Annotated in this window: 19 protein-coding genes; 15 read left to right on the forward strand and 4 right to left on the reverse strand. The window is 56.8% G+C overall.

The window, feature by feature from the left end:
- Window positions 1-12: 12 nt before the first annotated feature.
- Genes kdpB through kdpF form a run of 3 tightly spaced genes read right to left on the reverse strand, consistent with a single transcriptional unit; the run spans window position 13 to window position 3848 of the window.
- Window positions 13-2061, reverse strand: a complete 2049-nt coding sequence (gene kdpB / locus USF70_RS02060) for a potassium-transporting ATPase subunit KdpB (protein WP_039261299.1) — start codon at window positions 2059-2061, stop codon at window positions 13-15.
- 18 nt (window positions 2062-2079) lie between these two features.
- Window positions 2080-3759 (reverse strand): potassium-transporting ATPase subunit KdpA, encoded by a 1680-nt coding sequence (gene kdpA / locus USF70_RS02065; protein ID WP_087822187.1) that lies wholly within the window; start codon window positions 3757-3759, stop codon window positions 2080-2082.
- Window positions 3759-3848: a K(+)-transporting ATPase subunit F gene (kdpF, locus tag USF70_RS02070; RefSeq protein ID WP_014069365.1), complete on the reverse strand. Its 90-nt coding sequence runs from the start codon at window positions 3846-3848 to the stop codon at window positions 3759-3761. The genes kdpA and kdpF overlap by 1 nt, the downstream gene beginning before the upstream one ends.
- A gap of 308 nt (window positions 3849-4156) precedes the next feature.
- On the opposite strand from kdpF, the gene USF70_RS02075 reads away from it, so the two are divergent.
- The 7 genes from USF70_RS02075 (at window position 4157) to nei (ending at window position 10263) form a co-directional block, all read left to right on the forward strand.
- Window positions 4157-4363, forward strand: a complete 207-nt coding sequence (locus tag USF70_RS02075; protein WP_023310781.1) for a YbfA family protein — start codon at window positions 4157-4159, stop codon at window positions 4361-4363.
- 598 nt (window positions 4364-4961) lie between these two features.
- Window positions 4962-6374, forward strand: a complete 1413-nt coding sequence (gene phrB / locus USF70_RS02080) for a deoxyribodipyrimidine photo-lyase (protein ID WP_320735229.1) — start codon at window positions 4962-4964, stop codon at window positions 6372-6374.
- 10 nt (window positions 6375-6384) lie between these two features.
- Window positions 6385-7128 (forward strand): type 2 GTP cyclohydrolase I, encoded by a 744-nt coding sequence (locus USF70_RS02085; protein ID WP_094934380.1) that lies wholly within the window; start codon window positions 6385-6387, stop codon window positions 7126-7128.
- 14 nt (window positions 7129-7142) lie between these two features.
- Window positions 7143-7799 carry a 5-oxoprolinase subunit PxpB gene (gene pxpB / locus USF70_RS02090; protein WP_045887708.1) on the forward strand — a complete coding sequence of 219 codons (657 nt, stop codon included), beginning with the start codon at window positions 7143-7145 and terminating at the stop codon, window positions 7797-7799.
- A complete protein-coding gene (gene pxpC / locus USF70_RS02095) occupies window positions 7793-8725 on the forward strand; it encodes a 5-oxoprolinase subunit PxpC (protein WP_033144949.1) in 933 nt (310 codons plus the stop codon). Before pxpB ends, pxpC begins: the two co-directional genes overlap by 7 nt.
- On the forward strand, window positions 8712-9452 hold the full coding sequence (gene pxpA / locus USF70_RS02100; protein WP_033144950.1) for a 5-oxoprolinase subunit PxpA: 741 nt from the start codon (window positions 8712-8714) through the stop codon (window positions 9450-9452). The genes pxpC and pxpA overlap by 14 nt, the downstream gene beginning before the upstream one ends.
- Before the next feature lie 19 nt (window positions 9453-9471).
- The gene (gene nei / locus USF70_RS02105) at window positions 9472-10263 is read left to right on the forward strand and encodes an endonuclease VIII (RefSeq protein WP_033144951.1); all 792 of its coding nucleotides are present in this window, start codon (window positions 9472-9474) and stop codon (window positions 10261-10263) included.
- Between the two features lie 152 nt (window positions 10264-10415).
- On the opposite strand, the gene USF70_RS02110 is transcribed toward nei, so the two are convergent.
- A complete protein-coding gene (locus USF70_RS02110; protein ID WP_023334930.1) occupies window positions 10416-11699 on the reverse strand; it encodes a citrate synthase in 1284 nt (427 codons plus the stop codon).
- A gap of 639 nt (window positions 11700-12338) precedes the next feature.
- Here USF70_RS02110 and sdhC point away from each other — a divergent pair.
- The 8 genes from sdhC (at window position 12339) to sucD (ending at window position 21963) form a co-directional block, all read left to right on the forward strand.
- The gene (sdhC, locus tag USF70_RS02115; RefSeq protein WP_020684965.1) at window positions 12339-12743 is read left to right on the forward strand and encodes a succinate dehydrogenase cytochrome b556 subunit; all 405 of its coding nucleotides are present in this window, start codon (window positions 12339-12341) and stop codon (window positions 12741-12743) included.
- Complete coding sequence (gene sdhD / locus USF70_RS02120) at window positions 12737-13084, forward strand: succinate dehydrogenase membrane anchor subunit (protein WP_008501088.1); 348 nt, start codon at window positions 12737-12739, stop codon at window positions 13082-13084. The genes sdhC and sdhD overlap by 7 nt, the downstream gene beginning before the upstream one ends.
- Window positions 13084-14850, forward strand: coding sequence for a succinate dehydrogenase flavoprotein subunit (gene sdhA / locus USF70_RS02125; RefSeq protein WP_023310789.1), 1767 nt, complete (start codon window positions 13084-13086; stop codon window positions 14848-14850). The genes sdhD and sdhA overlap by 1 nt, the downstream gene beginning before the upstream one ends.
- Before the next feature lie 15 nt (window positions 14851-14865).
- On the forward strand, window positions 14866-15582 hold the full coding sequence (gene sdhB, locus USF70_RS02130) for a succinate dehydrogenase iron-sulfur subunit SdhB (RefSeq protein WP_008501090.1): 717 nt from the start codon (window positions 14866-14868) through the stop codon (window positions 15580-15582).
- Window positions 15583-15801: 219 nt separating this feature from the next.
- Complete coding sequence (sucA, locus tag USF70_RS02135) at window positions 15802-18609, forward strand: 2-oxoglutarate dehydrogenase E1 component (protein WP_033144953.1); 2808 nt, start codon at window positions 15802-15804, stop codon at window positions 18607-18609.
- Between the two features lie 14 nt (window positions 18610-18623).
- Window positions 18624-19844, forward strand: coding sequence for a 2-oxoglutarate dehydrogenase complex dihydrolipoyllysine-residue succinyltransferase (gene odhB, locus USF70_RS02140; RefSeq protein WP_008501093.1), 1221 nt, complete (start codon window positions 18624-18626; stop codon window positions 19842-19844).
- Window positions 19845-19927: 83 nt separating this feature from the next.
- The gene (gene sucC / locus USF70_RS02145) at window positions 19928-21094 is read left to right on the forward strand and encodes an ADP-forming succinate--CoA ligase subunit beta (protein ID WP_023310791.1); all 1167 of its coding nucleotides are present in this window, start codon (window positions 19928-19930) and stop codon (window positions 21092-21094) included.
- Window positions 21094-21963, forward strand: coding sequence for a succinate--CoA ligase subunit alpha (gene sucD, locus USF70_RS02150; protein ID WP_008501094.1), 870 nt, complete (start codon window positions 21094-21096; stop codon window positions 21961-21963). Before sucC ends, sucD begins: the two co-directional genes overlap by 1 nt.
- Window positions 21964-21998: the final 35 nt, after the last annotated feature.

The following is a 21998-nucleotide window of genomic DNA, read 5'->3' on the forward strand; positions in this document are numbered from 1 at the left end:
TTGATTCACCTTTTAAACCAGGCCGAACAGCGTCAACAGCAGGTCGATAACCTTGATACCGATGAAGGGCACCACCAGCCCGCCCAGGCCGTAAATCCACAGGTTGCGGCGCAGCATGGCGGCGGCGGTGAGCGGCTTATAGCTCACGCCTTTCAGCGCCAGCGGGATCAGGAAGACAATAATCAGGGCGTTAAAGATCACTGCGCTCAGAATGGCCGATGCCGGAGAGTGCAGGTGCATCACGTTCAACGCGTTTAATTGCGGGTAGGTCGCAGCAAACGCCGCCGGAATGATGGCGAAATATTTCGCCACGTCGTTGGCGATACTGAACGTAGTCAGCGACCCGCGCGTCATCAGCATCTGCTTGCCGATGTGCACCACTTCAATCAGCTTGGTCGGGTTAGAGTCGAGGTCGACCATGTTGCCCGCCTCTTTTGCCGCCTGGGTACCGGAGTTCATCGCCACCGCCACGTCGGCCTGCGCCAGGGCAGGGGCATCGTTGGTACCGTCGCCCGTCATCGCCACCAGACGGCCTTCCGCCTGATACTGACGAATCAGCGCCAGTTTTGCTTCCGGTGTGGCTTCAGAAAGAAAATCATCCACGCCCGCTTCGGCGGCAATCGCCGCGGCGGTAAGACGGTTATCCCCGGTGATCATCACCGTTTTGATCCCCATTTTACGCAGCTGGGCAAAGCGCTCCTTGATGCCGCCTTTGACGATATCCTTCAGGGCAATCACCCCCAGCACGTGTGCCCCTTCGGCCACCACCAGCGGCGTTGCCCCCTGACGGGCCACGCTTTCGACCAGGCTGTCCACTTCCGGCGGGAAGTGGCCATTGTTGGCCTCAATGTGGCGACGGATGGCGTCAACAGAGCCTTTACGGATCATGCGATCCTGAATGTTAATGCCGCTCATGCGGGTTTGCGCCGTGAAGGGCACGAAAGTAGCGTGAAGGCTCTGAACGTCGCGCTGGCGCAGGTTAAAGCGCTGCTTGGCGAGGATCACGATACTGCGGCCTTCCGGGGTTTCATCGGCTAGCGAAGAGAGCTGCGCGGCATCCGCCAGCGTTTTTTCATCCACGCCCGGGGCGGGCAGGAAATCTGACGCCTGGCGGTTACCGAGGGTAATGGTCCCGGTTTTATCCAGCAGTAAGACGTCCACGTCACCGGCGGCTTCAACCGCACGCCCGCTGGTGGCGATGACGTTGGCACCGAGCATACGGCTCATGCCGGCTACGCCGATGGCTGACAGCAGGCCACCAATGGTGGTGGGGATCAGGCAGACCAGCAGCGCCACCAGCACCGTGATGGTGACCGCGGTGCCGCCATAGGCGGAGAACGGCCACAGGGTCGCGGTTGCCAGCAGAAAGACGATGGTCAGGGCCACCAGCAGGATGGTCAGGGCGATCTCGTTCGGTGTTTTACGGCGCTGGGCGCCTTCCACCATGGCGATCATCCGGTCGAGGAAGGTTTCCCCCGGGTTAACGCTACACTGGATCACCAGCCAGTCGGAGAGAATGCGCGTCCCGCCCGTCACGGAGGCGAAATCGCCGCCGGACTCACGGATAACCGGCGCGGACTCCCCGGTAATGGCGCTTTCATCCACCGAGGCGCCCCCTTCGATGACTTCACCGTCGCAAGGGATAATGTCACCGGCTTCCACCAGCACCACATCGCCTTTGCGCAGTTCATCCGCCGGAACGTGGTCCATCTGCGCGCCGTATTTCGGTTCACGCAGCTTGCGCGCGAAGGCGGTTTTCTTCACCCCTTTCAGGCTGTTGGCCTGGGCTTTACTCCGGCCTTCCGCCAGCGCTTCCGCAAAGTTGGCGAACAGCACGGTAAACCACAGCCACAGGCTGATGGCGCCGGTAAACGTTGCATTTCCCGGCATGTGGCCCGTTCCCATGGCAATCGCCAGGGCGGTGGTCAGGACGCTTCCCGCCCAGACAATAAACATCACCGGGTTGTGCCACTGCACGCGCGGACTCAGCTTTTTCACCGCATCCATGAGCGCCTGGCGAACTAATGACGGTTCGAACAGGGCCAGTTGTTTACGACTCATGACAATTTCTCCGCAAAATCAGCGTAAAGAGAGGTATTCCGCGACCGGGCCTAACGCGAGGGCGGGGATAAAGGTCAGGGCGCCGACCAGTAACACGGTACCCGTCAGCAGGCCGATAAACAGCGCGCCGTGGGTTGGTAATGTCCCGGTGGTGGTCGGCTGGATTTTTTTATTCACCAGCGATCCGGCAATCGCCAACACCGGCACAATGATCCCAAAGCGACCCACAAACATGCAGAACGCTAGCAGGCAGTTCCAGAACGGTGAGTTGGCGCTTAAGCCCGCAAACGCGCTGCCGTTGTTGTTGGCGGCAGAGGAGACGGCATACAGCACTTCGCTAAAACCGTGAATGCCGGGGTTAAAGATGCCGCTGCGTCCGGTCTCGGTCATCAGCGCCAGCGCGGTGCCGAGCAGCACAAGCGCAGGGGTGACCAGAATCGCCAGCGCGGTTAATTTCATCTCGCGGACGTCGATTTTTTTACCGAGGTATTCCGGAGTGCGGCCAATCATCAAACCGGCAATAAACACCGCCAGCAGCACGAACAGCAGCATGCCGTAAAGACCCGAACCCACGCCGCCAAAGACGACTTCGCCAATCTGCATCAGCCACATCGGGATCATGCCACCCAGCGCCGTAAAAGAATCATGCATGGCGTTAACTGCCCCGCACGAGGCCGCCGTGGTGACTACCGCATACAGGCTGCTGGCGAGAATGCCAAAGCGGCTCTCTTTACCTTCCATGTTGATATTGCTGTTGGCCCCTAGCTGCATGAAATGGCTGTTGCCGTTCCATTCAGCCCACATCACCAGCGCCACGCAGACCACAAAGATCAGCGACATCGTCCAGAGCAGGGTGCGGCCCTGACGGCGATCGTTAACCACGTCACCAAAGGCGAAGCAGAGCGCGGCGGGGATCAGGAAAATCGCCAGCATCTGCACAAAATTGGTCAATGCGGTAGGGTTTTCAAACGGATGCGACGAGTTGGCGTTGAAGAAGCCACCTCCGTTCGTCCCGAGCATTTTGATGGCTTCCTGTGACGCTACTGGCCCCATCGGCAGGAGCTGTTTTGCACCTTCCAGCGAGGTATAGGGCGCGTAAGGCATCAGGTTTTGCAGGGTGCCCTGCTGGATGAAGAACAGCGCGATCAGCAGCGCAATTGGCAGCAGGATCCAAAGCGTAATGCGGGTCAGATCCACCCACGCATTACCCAGGGTATTGATTTTCTGACGCGCAAACGCACGCGTCAGCGCGAAGATCACGGCGATACCGCTGGCGGCCGAGAGGAAGTTTTGCACGGTTAACCCGATCATCTGGCTGAAATAGCTCAGCGTGGTTTCACCGGCGTAGGACTGCCAGTTGGTGTTAGTGACAAAGCTCACCGCTGTGTTCAGCGCAAGATGCCAGGACAGGCCCGGTAACTGTTGCGGATTCAGCGGCAGGATGCCCTGCAACATCAGCATGGCAAAAAGCGCAATGAGCCCAACGATATTCAGCAGCAGAATGGCGATCAGATACTGACGCCAGTTCATCTCCCGATCGTCTATTCCCAGTACGCGCCAGATCCCTTTTTCAACGCTTCCCGTGCCGGGCAAAGGGACGTTGTTGATCAATCGTGCCAGTCCCGATCCCAGTGGCCTTGCCAGAATGAACAGTACCACTAAGAAGCTGGCAATAAGCAGAAACGCCTGAGCAGCCATCAGAAGGCCTCCGCATTAATCAGGGCATAGACCAGATAACCCAATAACAGGAACACCAGCACGATGCCGGCAATAAGACCTGCACTCACAATCCACCTCCAGGTGACTTTCGTTGTTGTACTAACGGTAGGATTTCCGGCGCAAAGATTTCGCAAAAATGGGGAGGGTGGGTGTAAAAAAAGTATAAAAATGGCAAAGCCCACAATTTAACTATTGATAAGTAAACTGTTAACTTTTTTGTAACTTAATTACGGCGTGAATGTAAATATTCACTAAATGGGCAAAAATAAGTGGTCGGATGAGTAGTAAAATTACAAACAAAGCGATATTATTTTAGCCAGGTCACAGATTTTGAATTTTCCGGATGACGTTTCCGGCCAACTATAGGGGAGAAAATATGGATCTTTATAAAGAGTATCCGGCTCATATCGTGTTCTTGCGCCGCGCTTTCGCCGTAGTGGCTGGCGTGCTGGCTCTGCCGGTGATGCTGTTCTGGAAAGATCGTGCACGTTTTTACAGCTATCTGCATCGCGTCTGGGCGAAAACCAGCGAGAAGCCGGTGTGGATGGATCAGGCCGAGAAAGCGACCTGCGATTTCTACTGATACTAAGACTACACATAGCAATAAAAAAACCGCCACATTACTGTTGGCGGTTTTTTTGTCCCTCGGGATTCGCGGTCCGTTGGGTGGTCTTGCAGCCCCTACCCGGGATTTTTATCATACCCTCCTGTAAGCAGATGGCAATCCCTCGAAGCCTTTATAAATTCCTAATTTTATTCGAGTATATTACCTTCGCAGCGGATGTTAATTATGATGCTGCGTCCCTTTCCGCCATCTCGCAAATGGGCATCGGTCCTGGGAAAGGTGTACTTACAGCCGTAAAGCAACCCGCCTACCCGGGCTTGTGTCCACCGACTTATCACCGGTGGTGAACGGTGGAGCGGTTAGCAGCAGGGACCGCATAATGAAACGCTATTTTTGCATCGCGTTCATTGTCGCCAGCGTACTCGTTGTAAAGAGCGATGAACCTAATGGGTTTGTCGCGTTAACCACGATAGCGCAGGACAAGTAGCGCTAAGGCCGCTTCGGGCGGCCTTTTTTATTTCATCCCGTCTACACTTCATGGCAAAGTAGTTCAATGCATGCTTTTTCCTTTTACGGCATGCCCTTACGGACATAATGGATAATTGCCTGGAGTTTTATGCCCACCCATCTGGTTTGGTTTCGCGCGGACCTGCGCGTACATGACAACATCGCCCTTGCGGCAGCCTGCCGCGCCAAAGACGCTAACGTACTGGCCCTGTTTATGGCCACGCCCGAGCAGTGGCGGCAGCACGATATGGCCCCCCGGCAGGCGGCCTTGCTCCGGGCATATCTGAACGATCTGCAGCACTCGCTCGCTGGAAAAGGCATACCGCTTCTCTATAAAGAGGTGAGTGATTTTGCCGCACAGCTTCAGACGGTGCAGGAGATATGTAAGCAGCACAACGTCACGCATCTTTTTTACAACTATCAGTACGAATTCAACGAACAGCAGCGCGACCGTCAGCTGGAGAAGATGCTGGAAGGGGGGGTCTGTGAAGGGTTTGATGACAGCGTGATGCTGGCACCGGGCAGCGTGATGACCGGCAACCACGAGATGTATAAAGTTTTTACGCCGTTCAAAAATGCCTTTATCAAACGTCTGAGAGAGGCGCTGCCGGAGTGCGTTGCCGCGCCTGCCGTGCGAGGCGAAGCCATAAAGGATCTGCCTGAGCTGACGTTTGATTACCCTCAGCAGCCGTTTGATGAAACGCTGTTCCCCGCCGATGAGAAAGCGGCAATCGCTCAACTGCGCCAGTTCTGCAAGCAGGACGCGGGATATTACGACGCGCGTCGGGATTTTCCCGCCATCGAGGGCACCAGCCGCCTGTCGGCCTGTCTGGCGCTGGGCGCGATCTCACCGCGCCAGTGTTTGCATCGTCTGCTGGCGGAGCAGCCGCAGGCGTTGGAGGGCGGCGCAGGGTCCGTCTGGCTGAATGAACTTATCTGGCGCGAGTTTTATCGCCATCTGATGACCTTTCATCCGGGTTTGTGTAAGCATCGGCCCTTCATTGGCTGGACCGATAATGTAAAGTGGCAATCGAATGATAAGCAGCTTAAAGCCTGGCAAAGCGGGCAGACGGGTTACCCGATAGTCGATGCCGCCATGCGTCAGCTTAACGAGACGGGGTGGATGCATAACCGCCTGCGGATGATTACCGCCAGCTTTCTGGTGAAGGATCTGCTTATCGACTGGCGTATCGGAGAGCGCTATTTTATCTCTCAGCTGATCGATGGCGATCTCGCCGCGAATAACGGCGGCTGGCAGTGGGCAGCCTCTACCGGCACCGATGCCGCGCCCTATTTCCGGATTTTTAATCCGACCACGCAGGGGCAAAAATTTGATGCGGACGGCGAGTTTATCCGCCGCTGGGTTCCTGAACTTAACGGTATACCTGCTAAAGCGATCCACGAACCGTGGGCATGGGCGGATAAACAGCATGTAAAGCTGAATTACCCTCGTCCGATTGTCGACCATAAACAGGCGCGTGTCGCCACGCTGGCGGCGTACGAAGCTGCCCGCAAAGCATAAGAGAGTGATGATGAAAAACAGCGAACTGGAAAGCCTGATTAACGAAAAACTGAACAGTACCTCTTTCAGCGATTACGGCCCGAACGGGCTCCAGGTTGAAGGTCGTGAGACGGTGCAAAAAATTATCACCGGCGTGACGGCAAGCCAGGCGCTGCTGGACGAGGCCGTTCGTCAGAACGCCGACGCGGTGATTGTTCATCACGGTTACTTCTGGAAAAACGAATCGCCGATTATTCGCGGGATGAAGCGCAATCGTCTGAAAACGCTGCTGGCTAATGACATCAACCTGTACGGCTATCATCTGCCGCTGGATGCGCACCCGGAGCTCGGCAACAACGTCCAGCTGGCGCAGCTACTGGGGATTACCGTGATGGGGGAAATTGAACCGCTGGTGCCGTGGGGCGAGCTGGCGATGCCGGTTCCGGGGCTGGAGCTGGCATCGTGGATTGAAGCGCGCCTGGGCCGTCGTCCGCTGTGGAGCGGTGATACCGGTCCGGATACGGTGAAGCGTGTCGCATGGTGTACCGGTGGCGGTCAGGGCTTTATCGACAGCGCCGCGCGTTTCGGCGTCGATGCTTTTATCACCGGCGAGGTTTCCGAGCAGACCATTCATTCGGCGCGTGAACAGGGGCTGCATTTTTATGCGGCTGGCCATCATGCCACCGAGCGCGGCGGCATTCGCGCCCTCAGCGAGTGGCTGACGGAAAATACCGGTCTGGATGTGACCTTTATTGATATCCCTAACCCAGCCTGACGAGAGGTAGTTAAGTGCAGCGAGCGCGTTGTTATCTTCTGGGTGAAACCGCCGTGGTTCTGGAGCTTGAACCACCGGTGACGCTTGCCACGCAAAAGCGTATCTGGCGGCTGACCCAGCGTCTGGCCGAACTACCGGAGGTGGTTGAAGCCATTCCGGGGATGAATAACATCACCGTGGTGCTGCGTAGCCCGCATACCCTGGCGCTGGATGCCATTGAGCGTTTGCAGCGCTGGTGGGAAGAGAGCGAGGCGCTGGAGCCGGAATCGCGCGCCATTGAGATCCCGGTCGTTTATGGCGGTACGGGTGGGCCGGATCTTGGCGTGGTGGCAGATCACTGCGGATTAACAGAAAAGCAGGTTGTTGAGCTGCACAGCTCGGTTGACTACGTGGTCTGGTTCCTGGGATTTCAGCCCGGGTTCCCGTATCTGGGCGGATTATCTCCCCGGCTGCATACGCCACGCCGTGCCGAGCCGCGCCTGAGCGTGCCGGCGGGAACGGTGGCTATCGGCGGCGAGCAGACCGGCGTTTATCCGCTGACATCGCCCGGCGGCTGGCAGCTTATTGGGCATACCGCTACACCGTTATTTGAACCCGGGCTGGAGACGCCAATACTCCTGCGTCCCGGCGATACCCTTCGCTTTATCCCGCAGAAGGAGGGGGTATGTTAACGCTTATTCGCGCCGGGCTTTACACCTCCGTACAGGATGCCGGGCGCTTTGGTCTTCGCCAGTCGGGCGTGAGCTACTGCGGTGCGCTTGACCGTCCTTCGCTGGAGATTGCCAACCTGCTTGTGGGCAACCCAGGCAGCACGGCGGCGCTAGAAATTACGCTGGGTCAGTGTGTAATTGAGTTTGGTCAGGAAACCTGGTTTGCCTTAACCGGCGCAGGGTGTGATGCGACGCTGGATGGCAAAGCGGTGTGGACCGGCTGGCGGCTGCGGGCGAAAGCCGGGCAGCGCCTGACGCTCAAACGTCCGCTGCACGGCGTGCGTAGCTATCTCGCGGTGGCTGGCGGCATCGACGTGCCGGAGGTATTGGGTTCATCCAGTACCGATCAAAAAGCCGGGATCGGCGGTCACGAAGGACGTTTGTTGCGCGACGGCGATCGGCTGGCAATCAAAGCCTCCGCGCGCCATTTCTCGACCACGCAGGGCGTAAAACAGCTGCTGTGGGGAAACCAGATCCGTGCCTTACCGGGGCCGGAATATCATGAGTTCGACGAGGCTTCTAAAGAGTCCTTCTGGCGCGCGCCGTGGAAGATCAGCCCGCAGAGTAACCGCATGGGCTACCGCCTGCAGGGGCAGCCGCTGACCCGCACGACGGACCGGGAACTGCTCTCCCACGGTTTATTGCCTGGGGTTATTCAGGTGCCGGGGAACGGTCAGCCCATCGTGTTAATGAACGACGCGCAAACTACCGGCGGTTACCCGCGCATTGCCTGCATTATTGAAGCGGATCGCTACCATCTGGCGCAAATTCCTCTCGGCCAGCCGATTCACTTCGTGCAGTGTTCGCTGGAGGAGGCGCTGAAAGCGCGGCAGGATCAGCAGCGTTATCTCGAACAGCTGGCGTGGAGGCTTGATGGTAAAGATTGATTTGAACGCCGATCTGGGGGAGGGAAGCCGCGCTGATGCGGAACTGATGACCCTGGTCACCTCGGTCAATATCGCCTGCGGCTTTCACGCGGGCGATGCGCAAACCATGCTGGAGAGCGTGCGTAATGCCATTAAAAACGGCGTCGCGATTGGGGCTCACCCCAGCTTTCCCGATCGGGAAAACTTTGGCCGTACGGCGATGGATCTGCCCCCTGAGACGGTCTACGCGCAGGTGCTCTACCAGATCGGCGCGCTGGAGGCGATGGTGCGCGCCCAGAACGGCGTGATGCGCCACGTGAAGCCGCACGGCATGCTCTATAACCAGGCGGCGAAAGATCCGGCGCTGGCGGAGGCGATTGCCCGCGCGGTGCGGGACTGTAATCCGCAGCTGATTCTGGTAGGCCTTGCGGGAAGCGAGCTGATTCGCGCCGGACAACGGCTGGGGCTGACCACGCGTCAGGAAGTGTTTGCCGATCGTGGATACCAGCCGGACGGCAGCCTGGTGCCGCGGACGCAGGCCGGGGCGCTGATTACCGATGAAGGCAAAGCGCTGGCGCAGACGCTGGAGATGGTGCGCGCCGGGCGGGTGATCGCCGTGGATGGAACACCGGCAAATGTTCAGGCCGATACGGTATGTTTACACGGCGACGGCGAGCATGCGCTCCAGTTCGCACGCCGCTTGCGGGCAGCGTTTTCTGAAGAGGGTATCCTCGTCAGCGCCGAATAATGACGATAAGGACACAAAAATGCCTGAAGGTCCGGAGATCCGCCGCGCGGCGGATAGCCTGGAGGCGGCGATAAAGGGCAAACCCCTGACGGATGTCTGGTTTGCTTTTCCTCAACTGAAACCGTTTGAATCACAGCTGGTGGGCCAGACGGTGACCCATATTGAAACGCGCGGCAAGGCCTTGCTCACGCACTTTTCCCATAACCTGACGTTATATAGCCATAACCAGCTTTACGGCGTCTGGCGGGTTGTGGAGGCGGACGAGCAGCCGCAAACCACCCGCGTGCTGCGCGTCAGGCTGCAAACGGCGGATAAGGCGATCCTGCTCTATAGCGCGTCGGATATCGAAATGTTAACGCCGGAGCAGCTGCTGACGCACCCGTTCCTGCAGCGGGTCGGGCCGGACGTGCTGGACATGCGCCTGACGGCAAGCGACGTGAAGGCCCGGCTGTTATCACCTAAATTCCGGAACCGACAGTTTTCCGGTCTGTTCCTCGACCAGGCCTTTCTGGCCGGGCTGGGTAACTACCTGCGGGTAGAGATCCTCTGGGAAGTCGGGCTGGCGCCGCAGCATAAAGCGTCTCAGCTGAGCGATGAACAGCTGGAGGCGTTATCCCACGCGCTGCTGGATATTCCGCGGCTGTCGTACAACACGCGAGGCGTGGCGGATGAGAACACGCATCACGGGGCGCTGTTCCGGTTCAAGGTGTTTCATCAGGCGGGGAAAAAGTGCGAGCGATGTGGCGGGATTATCGACAGGATTATGCTCTCTTCCAGACCTTTTTACTGGTGTCCACACTGTCAAAAATAAAAAAGCCGGGTGGCGGCTACGCCTTACCCGGCCTACATTTTTGCCAGCAATAAAAGTAAAACGGTAACCCATGGGTTACCGTTTTTAAGGTGTTCACCCTCTCCCTGTGGGAGAGGGCCGGGGTGAGGGCATCAGGCCGCACCCAACTTCTGTTAGCGCTTAATATCAGACTTAAAATCACGCTGCTCGTAGCCGGTGTACAGCTGACGAGGACGGGCGATTTTCATGCCTTCGCTGTGCATTTCGTTCCAGTGCGCAATCCAGCCTACGGTACGGGCCATGGCGAAGATCACGGTGAACATGGAAGACGGAATGCCCATCGCTTTCAGAATAATGCCAGAGTAGAAATCGACGTTCGGGTAGAGTTTCTTCTCAATGAAGTACGGGTCGTTCAGCGCGATGTGTTCCAGCTCCATCGCCACTTCCAGCAGGTCATCTTTGGTACCCAGCTCTTTCAGCACTTCGTGGCAGGTCTCACGCATGACGGTGGCGCGCGGGTCATAGTTTTTGTAAACACGGTGACCGAAGCCCATCAGGCGGAAGGAGTCATTCTTGTCTTTCGCACGACGCACGAACTCAGGAATGTGCTCAACGGTGCTGATCTCTTCCAGCATCTTCAGTGCCGCTTCGTTCGCGCCACCGTGCGCCGGTCCCCACAGGGAGGCGATGCCCGCAGCGATACAGGCGAACGGGTTCGCCCCTGAAGAGCCCGCGGTACGGACGGTAGAGGTAGAGGCGTTCTGTTCGTGGTCAGCGTGCAGGATCAGAATACGGTCCATCGCGCGTTCCAGCACCGGGTTCACTTCGTACTCTTCGCACGGCGTGGAGAACATCATGCGCAGGAAGTTACCCGCATAGGAGAGGTCGTTGCGAGGATACACAAACGGCTGGCCGATGGAGTATTTGTAACACATCGCCGCCATGGTAGGCATTTTGGACAGCAGGCGGAACGCCGCGATATCGCGGTGACGCGGGTTATTCACGTCAAGGGAGTCGTGGTAGAACGCCGCCAGCGCACCGGTAATCCCGCACATCACCGCCATCGGGTGAGAGTCACGGCGGAACGCATGGAACAGACGGGTAATCTGCTCATGGATCATGGTGTGACGGGTCACGGTGGTTTTGAATTCATCGTACTGTGCCTGCGTCGGTTTTTCGCCGTTCAGCAGGATGTAGCACACTTCCAGATAGTTGGATTCGGTGGCTAACTGATCGATGGGGAAGCCGCGATGGAGCAGGATACCTTCGTCACCGTCAATGTAGGTGATTTTGGATTCGCAAGATGCGGTAGAGGTAAATCCAGGGTCAAAGGTGAATACACCTTTAGAGCCCAGCGTACGGATATCAATAACATCCTGACCGAGCGTGCCTTTTAGCACATCCAGTTCAATAGCAGTGTCACCATTTAGGGTGAGCGTTGCCTTTGTATCAGCCATTTACGGTCTCCTTAGCGCCTTATGCTTAAGACTGCGCTTTACCGGATTTGCTTTCAGCTGTTAATCACCGTTACCAGATTGTTATTTGGCTTACCGCTCAGCTCACGAGGACAAACCAGGGTACAGAGCTATGGCGCCTTGCAGGTAAACGAATGAAATATCAGTGAAACAACAGCAAATCAGCGTTTTTGCAGTCCGAATTATTCAAACCTGTATATCACTAATAACTGTCCTGATAACTTCGGTCAATACCATCACACTGTTACATAACTATTTGTCAGGTGAAAGAGAGACCTCATAACTTTTGCGCATTATATGCCTTTTCTGATGACGTTTGTAACAATATTGTTTAACATTTGTCAAATCAGATGATTAAAAATTAAAAAGATGTTGTTATCGTGACCCTGATCACTGTTCCAGAGAAAACCCGACAAACTGTATGTAGGTTAATTGTAATGATTTTGTGAACGGCCTATACTGCCGCCAGGTCTCCGGAACACCCTGCAATCCCGAGCCACCCAGCGTTGTAACGTGTCGTTTAAGCATCTGGAAGCAGTGTTTTGCATGACGCGCAGTTATAGAAAAGGAACGCTGCTTGACCCGCATCGCAGTCCGGAGGAAGGAAACAATAAGAACAGCATGTGGGCGTTATTCATGATAAGAAATGTGAAAAAACAAAGACCTGTCAATCTGGATCTCAAAACGATCCGGTTCCCTGTAACAGCAATAGCGTCCATTCTGCACCGTGTTTCTGGTGTGATTACGTTTGTGGCGGTCGGTATTTTGCTGTGGTTACTGGGCACCAGCCTCTCTTCCCCTGAAGGATTCCTCCAGGCCTCCGCCATCATGAACAGCTTCTTCGTGAAATTCATCATGTGGGGCATTCTGACCGCGCTGGCGTACCACGTCGTCGTCGGTGTTCGCCATATGCTGATGGACTTTGGCTACCTGGAAGAGACTTTCGAAGCCGGGAAACGCTCCGCTAACATTTCATTTGTGATTACTGTCGTGCTTTCACTTCTCGCAGGAGTTCTCGTATGGTAAGCAACGCCTCCGCATTAGGACGCAACGGCGTACATGACTTCATTCTGGTCCGTGCTACCGCCATCGTTCTCACTCTTTACATCATCTACATGATCGGTTTCTTCGCGACCAGCGGCACGCTGACGTGGGAAATCTGGAGTGGGTTCTTCGGATCCGCCTTCACCAAAGTGTTCACCCTGCTGGCTCTGTTCTCCATCCTTATTCATGCCTGGATTGGTATGTGGCAGGTGTTAACCGATTACGTTAAACCGCTGGCGATTCGCCTCCCACTGCAGCTGGCCATTGTCGTTGCACTGGTGGTTTACGTTATTTATGGATTCGTTGTGGTGTGGGGTGTGTAATGAAACTGCCAGTCAGAGAATTTGATGCTGTTGTAATTGGTGCCGGTGGCGCAGGTATGCGTGCCGCACTGCAAATTTCCCAGAGCGGCCAGACCTGTGCGCTGCTCTCTAAAGTTTTCCCGACCCGTTCTCACACTGTGTCTGCGCAGGGCGGTATCACCGTTGCGCTGGGCAACTCCCATGAAGATAACTGGGAATGGCACATGTACGACACGGTAAAAGGTTCCGACTACATCGGCGACCAGGATGCCATCGAATATATGTGTAAAACCGGCCCGGAAGCGATTCTGGAGCTGGACCACATGGGTCTGCCGTTCTCCCGTCTGGAAAATGGCACTATCTATCAGCGTCCGTTTGGCGGCCAGTCGAAAAACTTCGGCGGCGAGCAGGCGGCACGCACCGCGGCGGCGGCTGACCGTACCGGTCACGCACTGCTGCACACCCTGTATCAGCAGAACCTGAAAAACCACACCACCATCTTCTCCGAGTGGTACGCGCTGGATCTGGTGAAAAACGCCGATGGCGCAATCGTCGGCTGTACCGCGCTGTGCATCGAAACCGGTGAAGTGGTTTACTTCAAAGCTCGTGCTACCGTGCTGGCTACCGGCGGCGCAGGCCGTATCTATCAGTCCACCACCAACGCCCACATCAACACCGGTGACGGTGTCGGCATGGCTATCCGCGCGGGCGTGCCGGTGCAGGATATGGAGATGTGGCAGTTCCACCCAACCGGTATCGCCGGTGCGGGCGTTCTGGTAACAGAAGGCTGCCGCGGTGAAGGTGGATACCTGCTGAACAAACACGGCGAGCGCTTCATGGAGCGTTATGCCCCGAATGCGAAAGACCTGGCGGGTCGTGACGTGGTGGCGCGTTCCATCATGATCGAAATCCGTGAAGGCCGCGGCTGTGACGGCCCATGGGGTCCACACGCCAAGCTGAAGCTCGACCATCTGGGTAAAGAAGTTCTGGAGTCCCGTCTGCCGGGCATCCTGGAACTGTCCCGCACCTTCGCACACGTCGACCCGGTGAAAGAGCCGATTCCGGTTATCCCAACCTGCCACTACATGATGGGCGGTATTCCGACCAAAGTGACCGGTCAGGCGCTGACCGTAAACGAGCAGGGCGAAGACGTGGTCATTCCTGGCCTGTTCGCGGTAGGCGAAATTGCCTGCGTATCCGTACACGGTGCAAACCGTCTGGGCGGCAACTCCCTGCTGGACCTGGTGGTGTTTGGTCGTGCAGTCGGTCTGCATCTGCAGGAATCCATTGCCGAGCAGGGCGCGCTGCGTGACGCAACCGACGACGAAATTGATGCCTCTCTTGAGCGCCTCAACCGCTGGAACGGTAACCGTAACGGCGAAGATCCGGTGGAAATCCGTAAAGCGCTGCAGGAATGCATGCAGCACAACTTCTCGGTATTCCGCGAAGGCGACGCGATGGCCAAAGGTCTTGAGCAGCTGAAAGCGATCCGCGAGCGTCTGAAAAATGCCCGTCTGGACGACACCTCCAGCGAATTCAACACCCAGCGCGTTGAGTGCCTGGAGCTGGATAACCTGATGGAAACCGCGTTCGCGACGGCGATGTCGGCAAACTTCCGTACCGAAAGCCGTGGCGCGCATAGCCGCTTCGACTTCCCGGATCGTGATGACGAAAACTGGCTGTGCCATTCCCTGTATCTGCCAGAGTCGGAATCCATGACGCGTCGTAGCGTCAACATGGAACCGAAACTGCGTCCGGCGTTCCCGCCGAAGATTCGTACTTACTAATGCGGAGACAGGATAATGAAACTCGAATTCTCAGTTTATCGTTATAACCCGGATGTTGATGATGCTCCGCGTATGCAGGACTACACCCTGGAAGCGGAAGAAGGTCGCGACATGATGCTGCTGGATGCGTTAATCCAGCTGAAAGAAAAAGATCCTACGCTGTCGTTCCGCCGCTCCTGTCGTGAAGGGGTTTGTGGCTCTGACGGTGTGAACATGAACGGCAAAAATGGCCTGGCCTGCATCACGCCAATTTCAGCATTGCAGCGTCCTGGTCAGAAAATTGTTATCCGTCCTCTGCCAGGCCTGCCGGTCGTGCGTGATTTGGTGGTAGACATGGGGCAATTCTATGCACAATATGAGAAGATTAAGCCTTACTTATTGAATAATGGGCAAAATCCACCCGCTCGCGAGCACTTACAGTCTCCTGAGCAGCGTGAAAAACTCGATGGGTTGTACGAGTGTATTCTCTGCGCATGTTGTTCAACGTCCTGCCCGTCGTTCTGGTGGAACCCGGACAAGTTTATCGGCCCGGCCGGTCTGCTGGCTGCCTATCGCTTCCTGATCGATAGCCGCGACACCGAAACCGACAGCCGTCTGGAAGGACTGAGTGACGCTTTCAGCGTATTCCGCTGCCATAGCATCATGAACTGCGTCAGTGTGTGTCCGAAGGGGCTGAACCCGACGCGCGCCATTGGCCATATTAAGTCGATGCTGCTGCAGCGCAGTGCGTAAGTAGCGAGAGGGGAGCGCTGTTCCCCTCACCCTAACCCTCTCCCCAAGGGAGAGGGGACAGTTTGCAGAAACCTTTAAAAACTGCCCTGAAGTCTAGACAGTTTCTAAAGGTTCCTTCGCGGGCCACAAAGAGCTCGCAGGTGAACCCCGGCACGTACACATGGTGTGCGTGGTAGTTTCTACGGCGAAAGTAAGCATAAAAATGCTTAAGGGATCACGATGCAGAACGGCGCAATGAAAGCCTGGCTGGACTCTTCTTTCCTTTCTGGTGCGAACCAGAGCTGGATTGAACAGCTCTATGAAGACTTCTTAACCGATCCTGACTCAGTGGACGCAAACTGGCGTTCCATGTTCCAGCAGTTGCCTGGCACAGGGGTCAAACCGGATCAATTCCATTCCAAAACACGTGATTATTTCCGTCGTCTGGCGAAGGATGCCTCACGTTACTCTTCTGCGATTTCCGACCCTGACACTAATGCGAAGCAGGTTAAAGTCCTGCAGCTTATCAACGCTTATCGCTTCCGCGGTCACCAGCATGCGAATCTCGATCCGCTGGGACTGTGGCAGCAAGACCGTGTGGCCGATCTCGATCCGGCGTATCACGATCTGACCGAGGCCGATTTCCAGGAAAGCTTTAACGTAGGTTCCTTTGCCATCGGCAAAGACACGATGAAGCTGGGCGATCTGATTGACGCGCTCAAGCAAACCTACTGCGGCTCCATCGGCGCGGAATACATGCACATTACCTCTACCGAAGAGAAACGCTGGATCCAGCAGCGCATCGAATCCGTAGCGGGCCACGCGACCTTCTCGGCAGACGAGAAAAAACGCTTCCTGAACGAACTGACCGCAGCGGAAGGGCTTGAGCGCTATCTGGGCGCGAAATTCCCGGGCGCAAAACGCTTCTCGCTGGAAGGCGGCGACGCGCTGGTGCCGATGCTGAAAGAGCTGATTCGTCATGCAGGCAAGAGCGGCACCCGTGAAGTGGTACTGGGCATGGCGCACCGTGGTCGTCTGAACGTGCTGGTCAACGTGCTGGGTAAAAAACCGCAGGACCTGTTCGACGAATTCGCGGGCAAACATAAAGAACACCTTGGCACCGGCGACGTGAAGTACCACATGGGCTTCTCGTCGGATATCGAAACCGAAGGCGGTCTGGTTCACCTGGCGCTGGCGTTTAACCCGTCACACCTGGAAATCGTTAGCCCGGTGGTTATCGGTTCCGTGCGTGCGCGTCTGGATCGTCTGGACGAGCCGAGCAGCAATAAAGTTCTGCCAATTACCATCCACGGCGATGCGGCGGTAACAGGGCAGGGCGTGGTTCAGGAAACCCTGAACATGTCGAAAGCGCGTGGTTATGAAGTGGGCGGTACCGTTCGCATCGTGATCAACAACCAGGTGGGCTTCACCACCTCTAACCCGCTGGACGCGCGTTCTACCCCATACTGCACCGACATCGGTAAGATGGTGCAGGCGCCAATCTTCCACGTTAATGCGGATGACCCGGAAGCCGTTGCTTTCGTTACCCGTCTGGCGCTGGACTTCCGTAATACCTTTAAACGCGATGTGTTCATTGACCTCTTCTGCTACCGCCGTCATGGCCACAACGAAGCGGACGAGCCAAGTGCAACCCAGCCGTTGATGTATCAGAAAATCAAAAAACACCCGACCCCGCGCAAAATCTATGCTGACAAGCTGGAGAGCGACAAAGTGACGACGCTGGAAGATGCGACCGAAATGGTCAACCTCTACCGCGACGCGCTGGATGCGGGTGAATGCGTGGTCAAAGAGCTGCGCCCGATGAACATGCACTCCTTTACCTGGTCGCCGTACCTCAACCACGAGTGGGATGAGAGCTACCCGAACAAGGTTGAGATGAAGCGCCTGCAGGAGCTGGCTAAACGCATCAGCACCGTACCGGACGCTATCGAGATGCAGTCTCGCGTGGCGAAAATTTACGCTGACCGTCAGTCCATGGCGGCAGGCGAGAAGCTGTTCGACTGGGGCGGCGCGGAAACGCTGGCTTACGCAACGCTGGTTGACGAAGGCATTCCTGTTCGTCTGTCCGGTGAAGATGCGGGCCGTGGGACCTTCTTCCACCGTCACGCGGTTGTTCACAACCAGTCCAACGGTTCAACCTATACCCCGCTGCAGCACGTGCACAACGGTCAGGGCCAGTTCAAGGTCTGGGACTCCGTGCTGTCTGAAGAAGCGGTTCTGGCCTTCGAATACGGTTATGCCACCGCTGAACCACGCACCCTGACCATCTGGGAAGCGCAGTTCGGTGACTTCGCCAACGGCGCGCAGGTGGTTATCGACCAGTTCATCTCCTCCGGCGAGCAGAAGTGGGGCCGCATGTGTGGCCTGGTGATGCTGCTGCCGCACGGTTATGAAGGTCAGGGTCCGGAGCACTCCTCCGCGCGTCTGGAACGTTATCTGCAGCTCTGCGCCGAGCAGAACATGCAGGTCTGCGTGCCGTCCACCCCGGCTCAGGTCTACCACATGCTGCGTCGTCAGGCGCTGCGCGGTATGCGCCGTCCGCTGGTGGTGATGTCGCCGAAATCCCTGCTGCGTCACCCGCTGGCGGTGTCGAGCCTGGAAGAACTGGCGAACGGAACCTTCCTGCCAGCCATCGGTGAAATTGACGAGCTGGATCCGCAGGGCGTGAAGCGCGTGGTGATGTGTTCTGGTAAGGTTTATTACGACCTGCTGGAACAGCGCCGCAAGAACGATCAGAAAGATGTCGCCATCGTGCGTATCGAACAGCTTTATCCGTTCCCGCATCAGGCGATGCAGGAAGTGCTGAAACAATATGCTCACGTACATGATTTTGTCTGGTGCCAGGAAGAGCCGCTTAACCAGGGCGCATGGTACTGCAGCCAGCATCATTTCCGTGAAGTGATTCCATTTGGGTCAGCCCTGCGCTATGCAGGTCGCCCGGCCTCCGCCTCTCCGGCGGTAGGGTATATGTCCGTTCACCAGAAGCAGCAACAAGATCTGGTCAATGACGCGCTGAACGTCGATTAATTAAAGGATACAAAATGAGTAGCGTAGATATTCTTGTTCCCGACCTGCCTGAATCCGTAGCAGATGCGACCGTCGCTACCTGGCACAAAAAACCAGGCGATGCCGTTAAGCGCGATGAAGTGCTGGTAGAAATCGAAACTGACAAAGTGGTACTGGAAGTACCGGCTTCGGCGGATGGCGTTCTGGACGCGGTGCTGGAAGATGAAGGTACCACCGTAACCTCTCGTCAGATCCTGGGTCGCCTGCGTGAAGGCAACAGCGCGGGCAAAGAGTCCAGCGCGAAATCTGAAGAGAAAGCCTCTACGCCGGCTCAGCGCCAGCAGGCTTCTCTGGAAGAACAGTCTAACGATGCCCTCAGCCCGGCGATCCGTCGCCTGCTGGCTGAACACAGCCTCGACCCGGCAGCCATCAAAGGCACCGGTGTGGGCGGTCGTCTGACCCGCGAAGACATCGACAAACACCTGGCGAAAGCGCCTGCTCAGGCGGAAGCGAAAGCCCCTGCGGCAGCACCAGCAGCACAGCCTGCTCTGGGTGCCCGCAGCGAAAAACGCGTGCCGATGACCCGCCTGCGCAAGCGTGTGGCCGAGCGTCTGCTGGAAGCGAAAAACTCCACCGCGATGCTGACCACCTTCAACGAAGTGAACATGAAGCCAATCATGGATCTGCGCAAGCAGTACGGTGACGCGTTTGAAAAACGTCACGGCATCCGTCTGGGCTTTATGTCCTTCTACGTGAAAGCGGTAGTTGAAGCGCTGAAACGCTACCCGGAAGTGAACGCGTCTATCGATGGCGATGACGTGGTTTACCACAACTATTTCGACGTCAGCATGGCGGTTTCTACTCCACGCGGCCTGGTCACCCCGGTTCTGCGTGATGTGGATACCCTGGGTATGGCTGACATCGAGAAAAACATTAAAGAGCTGGCTGTAAAAGGCCGCGACGGCAAGCTGACCGTAGACGACCTGACCGGCGGTAACTTCACCATTACCAACGGCGGCGTATTCGGCTCGCTGATGTCTACCCCGATCATTAACCCGCCGCAGAGCGCGATCCTGGGTATGCATGCCATTAAAGATCGCCCTATGGCGGTAGACGGTAAAGTTGAGATCCTGCCGATGATGTACCTGGCGCTCTCGTACGATCACCGCCTGATCGACGGCCGCGAGTCCGTGGGCTTCCTGGTCGCGATTAAAGAGCTGCTGGAAGATCCAACCCGTCTGCTGCTGGACGTCTAGTTTTGCAGTCTTGCCCGGCGGCGTATGGCTGCCGGGCCAATAAAAGCACGACCTAACGATTACCTGAAGGATGGATAGAACACATGAACTTACATGAATATCAGGCCAAACAGCTGTTTGCCCGGTATGGCTTACCGGCTCCGGTGGGTTATGCCTGTACTACCCCGCGTGAAGCAGAAGAAGCCGCATCTAAAATCGGTTCCGGCCCTTGGGTAGTTAAGTGTCAGGTTCACGCTGGTGGCCGTGGTAAAGCGGGCGGTGTGAAGGTTGTTAAGAGCAAAGAAGAGATTCGTGCGTTTGCTGAACATTGGCTCGGCAAGCGTCTGGTAACCTACCAGACAGATGCGAACGGCCAGCCGGTTAACCAGATCCTGGTTGAAGCGGCGACCGACATCGCGAAAGAACTGTACCTGGGCGCGGTTGTTGACCGTAGCTCCCGTCGCGTGGTGTTCATGGCGTCTACCGAAGGCGGCGTGGAAATCGAAAAGGTGGCGGAAGAAACCCCGCACCTGATCCACAAAGTGGCAATCGATCCGCTGGCAGGCCCAATGCCTTACCAGGGTCGCGAGCTGGCGTTCAAACTGGGCCTGGAAGGCAAGCTGGTTCAGCAGTTCACCAAGATTTTCATGGGGCTGGCGAATATCTTCCTGGAGCGCGACCTGGCGCTGATCGAGATCAACCCGCTGGTGATCACCACCCAGGGCGACCTGATCTGCCTCGACGGCAAGCTGGGCGCTGACGGCAACGCGCTGTTCCGCCAGTCCGATCTGCGCGAAATGCGCGACCAGTCTCAGGAAGATCCGCGTGAAGCGCAGGCTGCGCAGTGGGAGCTGAACTACGTGGCGCTGGACGGCAACATCGGCTGCATGGTTAACGGTGCGGGCCTGGCAATGGGCACCATGGACATCGTTAAGCTGCACGGCGGTGAGCCAGCAAACTTCCTCGACGTAGGCGGTGGCGCAACCAAAGAGCGCGTAACCGAAGCGTTCAAAATCATCCTCTCTGACGACAACGTGAAGGCCGTTCTGGTTAACATCTTCGGCGGCATCGTTCGTTGCGACCTGATCGCCGACGGAATCATCGGTGCGGTAGAAGAAGTGGGTGTTAACGTTCCGGTGGTTGTGCGTCTGGAAGGTAACAACGCTGAACTCGGCGCGAAAAAACTGGCTGACAGCGGCCTGAATATTATTGCAGCGAAAAGTCTGACGGATGCAGCTCAGCAGGTTGTTGCCGCAGTGGAGGGGAAATAATGTCAGTTTTAATTAATAAAGATACCAAGGTTATCTGCCAGGGCTTCACCGGTAGCCAGGGGACTTTCCACTCCGAACAGGCGATTGCCTACGGCACGCAGATGGTTGGCGGCGTAACGCCAGGTAAAGGCGGCACCACGCATCTGGGCCTGCCGGTATTCAACACCGTGCGTGAAGCCGTCGAAGCGACGGGCGCAACCGCGACCGTGATCTACGTTCCGGCACCGTTCTGCAAAGACTCCATTCTGGAAGCGATCGACGCAGGCATCAAGCTGATCATCACCATCACTGAAGGCATCCCGACGCTGGATATGCTGACCGTGAAGGTGAAGCTGGATGAAGCAGGCGTGCGCATGATCGGCCCGAACTGCCCTGGCGTTATCACCCCGGGCGAATGCAAAATCGGCATCATGCCGGGCCACATTCACAAGCCGGGTAAAGTGGGCATCGTGTCCCGTTCCGGTACGCTGACCTATGAAGCTGTGAAGCAGACCACCGATTACGGCTTCGGCCAGTCCACCTGCGTGGGCATCGGCGGTGACCCGATCCCGGGCTCTAACTTCATCGACATCCTGAAGCTGTTCCAGGAAGATCCACAGACCGAAGCGATCGTGATGATCGGTGAGATCGGTGGTAGCGCGGAAGAAGAAGCCGCTGCTTACATCAAAGAACACGTGACCAAGCCAGTTGTCGGTTACATCGCGGGCGTGACCGCGCCGAAAGGCAAGCGTATGGGTCACGCAGGCGCGATCATCGCCGGTGGTAAGGGTACGGCTGATGAGAAATTCGCAGCGCTGGAAGCCGCAGGCGTGAAAACCGTTCGCAGCCTGGCGGATATCGGCGAAGCACTGAAATCCATCATTAAGTAAGTCCTCTCTGCTCCCCGAAAGGGGGGCGTTGAAGT

This window comes from Enterobacter sp. 237C8 (assembly GCF_034106865.1).
Taxonomy (GTDB): Bacteria; Pseudomonadota; Gammaproteobacteria; order Enterobacterales; family Enterobacteriaceae; genus Enterobacter; species Enterobacter asburiae_B.